Raw genomic sequence first — 5,201 nt, 5'->3', positions numbered from 1 at the left:
AAAAAAGGAGTTGACATGGGGGAGGGAGTTTGGTATTATAAATAAGCCGCAAAAAACGCGGCGAACCTTGAAAAAACAATACAGTACCAAGAACGAAAAGAAAATGCTTGAAAGCGGAGCCTGATCAATTGATTAGTTAAAAACGTTCCGAAAGGGATGTTAAGATTTTAATTAAGAGTTTGATCCTGGCTCAGGACGAACGCTGGCGGCGTGCTTAACACATGCAAGTCGAACGAAGTTGCTCTTTGGGAAGCCCTCGGGTGGAACTGTGAGTATACTTAGTGGCGGACGGGTGAGTAACGCGTGAGCAATCTGCCCTGCAATGGGGGACAACAGTTGGAAACGACTGCTAATACCGCATAAGACCACGAAACCGCATGGTTTAGAGGTAAAAGGATTCATTCGATGCAGGATGAGCTCGCGTCCCATTAGATAGTTGGTGAGGTAACGGCCCACCAAGTCAACGATGGGTAGCCGACCTGAGAGGGTGATCGGCCACATTGGAACTGAGAAACGGTCCAAACTCCTACGGGAGGCAGCAGTGGGGAATATTGGGCAATGGGGGAAACCCTGACCCAGCAACGCCGCGTGAAGGAAGAAGGCCTTCGGGTTGTAAACTTTTGTCCTATGGGACGAAAAAAATGACGGTACCATAGGAGGAAGCTCCGGCTAACTACGTGCCAGCAGCCGCGGTAATACGTAGGGAGCAAGCGTTGTCCGGAATTACTGGGCGTAAAGGGTGCGTAGGTGGCCATGTAAGTCAGGTGTGAAAGACCGGGGCTCAACCCCGGGGTTGCACTTGAAACTGTGTGGCTTGAGTACAGGAGAGGGAAGTGGAATTCCTAGTGTAGCGGTGAAATGCGTAGATATTAGGAGGAACACCAGTGGCGAAGGCGACTTTCTGGACTGTAACTGACACTGAGGCACGAAAGCGTGGGGAGCAAACAGGATTAGATACCCTGGTAGTCCACGCCGTAAACGATGGATACTAGGTGTGGGGGGCGATAGTCCTCCGTGCCGAAGCTAACGCATTAAGTATCCCGCCTGGGGAGTACGATCGCAAGGTTGAAACTCAAAGGAATTGACGGGGGCCCGCACAAGCAGCGGAGCATGTGGTTTAATTCGAAGCAACGCGAAGAACCTTACCAAGGCTTGACATCCTCTGACGCATATAGAGATATATGTTCCCTTCGGGGCAGAGAGACAGGTGGTGCATGGTTGTCGTCAGCTCGTGTCGTGAGATGTTGGGTTAAGTCCCGCAACGAGCGCAACCCTTGTTGCTAGTTGCCAGCACGTAAAGGTGGGAACTCTAGTGAGACTGCCGGGGACAACTCGGAGGAAGGTGGGGACGACGTCAAATCATCATGCCCCTTATGTCTTGGGCTACACACGTGCTACAATGGCCGGTACAAAGGGCAGCGACCTCGTAAGAGTAAGCGAATCTCAAAAAGCCGGCCCCAGTTCGGATTGTGGGCTGCAACCCGCCCACATGAAGTCGGAGTTGCTAGTAATCGCGAATCAGCATGTCGCGGTGAATGCGTTCCCGGGCCTTGTACACACCGCCCGTCACACCACGGAAGTTGGGAGCACCCGAAGCCAGTGGCTTAACCGTAAGGAGAGAGCTGTCGAAGGTGAGATCAATGACTGGGGTGAAGTCGTAACAAGGTAGCCGTATCGGAAGGTGCGGCTGGATCACCTCCTTTCTAGGGTGTAAGAAGAAAAGACGATGAGGACAAAGTGAGTAGAGGATTTTCTTTTCGGTACTGTTGTTTTTAAGGGAAAAGAACTGCATACAAGCCTTTTAGAGCACATACAGAGATGTATGTGATTTAAAATGGGGGTGTAGCTCAGCTGGGAGAGCACCTGCCTTGCAAGCAGGGGGTCAGCGGTTCGATTCCGCTCATCTCCACCAAGAGTGGGAAAGCGGGAGACACCGAATGCAATAACAAAATGGGCTCATAGCTCAGCAGGTTAGAGCACACGCCTGATAAGCGTGAGGTCGGTGGTTCGAGTCCACTTGAGCCCACCATGCGTTTTGTCCGGAGAAGGCAGCGCATCAAAGCACATTGAAAACTGAATAGTAGAGAAAACGAAAAGAGAAGCGAAAAGATATCAAACAAACTAATCTGCAAAGATGCGGTTTGCCCGGCGAAGAAATGAGCCGGAGGCAAAGCGTGAAAAAGGGTAAGATATAATTTTGCGAGAGTCTTAGGAAAAGAATCAAGAAAAGACGAAAGATCAAGCTATAAAGAGCACAGGGTGAATGCCTTGGCATCAAGAACCGATGAAGGACGTGTCAAGCTGCGAAAAGCTGCGGGGAGTTGCAAGCAAACATTGATCCGCAGATGTCCGAATGAGGGAACTCAGCATCTTTAACAGGATGTTACCATATACTGAATTCATAGGTATATGGGGGGAACCCGGTGAACTGAAACATCTAAGTAGCCGGAGGAAAGGAAAACAAAAGTGATTCTCCTAGTAGCGGCGAGCGAACGGGGAAGAGGCCAAACCGGAAGTCTTCGGACATCCGGGGTTGTGGACCCATATAATCGATCTGACGAATATAGTTGAATAGCATTGGAAAGTGCAGCCAAAGAGGGTAAAAGCCCCGTAAACGAAATACGAGTTAGCGAGATGGGCACCAGAGTACCACGGGACACGTGAAACCCCGTGGGAAGCCGGGAGGACCACCTTCCAAGCCTAAATATTCCTTGATGACCGATAGAGAAATAGTACCGTGAGGGAAAGGTGAAAAGCACCCCGGGAGGGGAGTGAAAGAGAACCTGAAACCTTGTGCTTACAAGCAGTGGGGGCACTATTAGAAAGTGTGACCACGTACTTTTTGTAGAACGGGCCAGCGAGTTACGGTATGCAGCGAGGTTAAGTGACTGGAGTCACGGAGCCGAAGGGAGACCGAGTCTTAATAGGGCGTTAAGTTGCATGCTGTAGACCCGAAACCGGGCGACCTACCCATGAGCAGGTTGAAGCGGTGGTAAAACACCGTGGAGGACCGAACCACACGTATGTTGAAAAATGCGGGGATGACTTGTGGGTAGCGGAGAAATTCCAATCGAGCTCGGAGATAGCTGGTTCTCCTCGAAATAGCTTTAGGGCTAGCCTCGAGTGAAGATATATGGGGGTAGAGCACTGAATGGGCTAAGGGGCTTCACGGCTTACTGAACCTTATCAAACTCCGAATACCATATATTACCTACTCGGGAGTCAGACAGCGTGAGATAAGTTTCGTTGTCGAAAGGGAAACAGCCCAGATCATCAACTAAGGTCCCAAAGTGTAAGTTAAGTGGAAAAGGATGTGGAATTGCAGAGACAACTAGGATGTTGGCTCAGAAGCAGCCACTCATTTAAAGAGTGCGTAACAGCTCACTAGTCGAGTGATTGTGCGCCGAAAATGTCCGGGGCTAAAACTTACCACCGAAGTTATGGGTGCGCAGTAATGCGCGCGGTAGAGGAGCATCGTATACGGGCAGAAGCTGTACCGAGAGGAGCAGTGGACTGTATACGAGAGAGAATGCTGGCATAAGTAGCGAGAGTGAGGTGAGAATCCTCACCGTCGAAAGCCTAAGGTTTCCTGGGGAAGGCTCGTCCGCCCAGGGTAAGTCGGGACCTAAGCCGAGGACAGTATAGTCGTAGGCGATGGACAACAGGTTGATATTCCTGTACTACCGACTGGTCGTTTGACTGACGCAGTGACACAGGAGGATAGCAGAAGCGGGCTGATGGTAGAGCCCGTCTAAGCACTGAGGTTTGCAAGGTAGTGAAGTACGCCTTGCTTTAAGACTGAGGTGTGATGGGGACAGAAAATAAGTATGGAAGTCTGTGAATCCACACTGGCGAGAAAAGCTGCTAGGAAGACCAGTAGGTACCCGTACCGCAAACCGACACAGGTAGGCGAGGAGAGAATCCTAAGACGATCGGGAGAAGCATTGTTAAGGAACTCGGCAAAATGACTCCGTAACTTCGGGATAAGGAGTGCCTAGTAAAATAGGTCGCAGTGAATAGGCCCAAGCGACTGTTTAGCAAAAACACAGGTCTGTGCGAAATCGAGAGATGATGTATACGGGCTGACGCCTGCCCAGTGCTGGAAGGTTAAGGGGAATTGTTAGCGCAAGCGAAGCAAGGAACTTAAGCCCCAGTGAACGGCGGCCGTAACTATAACGGTCCTAAGGTAGCGAAATTCCTTGTCGGGTAAGTTCCGACCCGCACGAATGGCGTAACGACTTGGGCACTGTCTCAACAATGTACCCGGCGAAATTGTAGTATGAGTGAAGATGCTCATTACCCGCGATAGGACGGAAAGACCCCGTAGAGCTTTACTGCAACTTGGCATTGGATTTTGGTATTAGATGTACAGGATAGGTGGGAGACTGAGAAGCGATGACGCCAGTTGTCGCAGAGTCATTGTTGGGATACCACCCTTCTAATACTAGGATTCTAACTTAAGGCCGTGAACCGGCTTAAGGACAGTACCAGGTGGGCAGTTTGACTGGGGCGGTCGCCTCCGAAAGAGTAACGGAGGCGCCCAAAGGTTTCCTCAGAATGGTCGGAAATCATTCATTAGAGTGCAAATGCATAAGGGAGCTTGACTGCGAGAGAGACATCTCGAGCAGGGACGAAAGTCGGGATTAGTGATCCGGCGGTATGAGAGTGGAATTGCCGTCGCTCAACGGATAAAAGCTACCTCGGGGATAACAGGCTTATCTCCCCCAAGAGTCCACATCGACGGGGAGGTTTGGCACCTCGATGTCGGCTCGTCGCATCCTGGGGCTGAAGCAGGTCCCAAGGGTTTGGCTGTTCGCCAATTAAAGCGGCACGCGAGCTGGGTTCAGAACGTCGTGAGACAGTTCGGTCCCTATCCATCGTGGGCGCAGGAAGTTTGAGTGGAGCTGTCCTTAGTACGAGAGGACCGGGATGGACGTACCAATGGTGTACCAGTTGTTCTGCCAAGAGCATCGCTGGGTAGCTACGTACGGACGGGATAAACGCTGAAGGCATCTAAGCGTGAAGCCCCCCACAAGATAAGACTTCCCATCCTTTATGGAGTAAGGCCCCTTGTAGACTACAAGGTTGATAGGCTGGAGGTGTAAGTGCAGCAATGTATTAAGCTGACCAGTACTAATAGGCCGAGGGCTTGATCAACATTATGTTGATACACAGTCATATGATATGTTAACTAAGACTTT

2 tRNA genes and 2 rRNA genes are annotated in these 5,201 nt (G+C 50.7%); all 4 read left to right on the top strand.

The window, feature by feature from the left end:
* Window positions 1-167: 167 nt before the first annotated feature.
* The 4 genes from ACS5WU_RS13800 to ACS5WU_RS13785 all read left to right on the top strand — a co-directional run bounded on the left by ACS5WU_RS13800 (window position 168) and on the right by ACS5WU_RS13785 (window position 5,157).
* Window positions 168-1,703: ribosomal RNA gene (locus ACS5WU_RS13800) — 16S ribosomal RNA — on the top strand.
* 133 nt (window positions 1,704-1,836) lie between these two features.
* Window positions 1,837-1,912: transfer RNA gene (locus ACS5WU_RS13795), tRNA-Ala, on the top strand.
* Between the two features lie 40 nt (window positions 1,913-1,952).
* Window positions 1,953-2,029: transfer RNA gene (locus ACS5WU_RS13790), tRNA-Ile, on the top strand.
* Window positions 2,030-2,236: 207 nt separating this feature from the next.
* Window positions 2,237-5,157 (top strand): 23S ribosomal RNA (locus tag ACS5WU_RS13785).
* Together the 16S and 23S rRNA genes with 2 tRNA genes alongside form the textbook arrangement of a ribosomal RNA operon.
* Window positions 5,158-5,201 lie beyond the last annotated feature (44 nt).

Source organism: Christensenella sp. KGMB01412, from assembly GCF_055522415.1.
The sequence above is the reverse complement of the archived record's forward strand: the minus strand, read 5'-3'. Positions and strand labels throughout refer to the sequence as shown.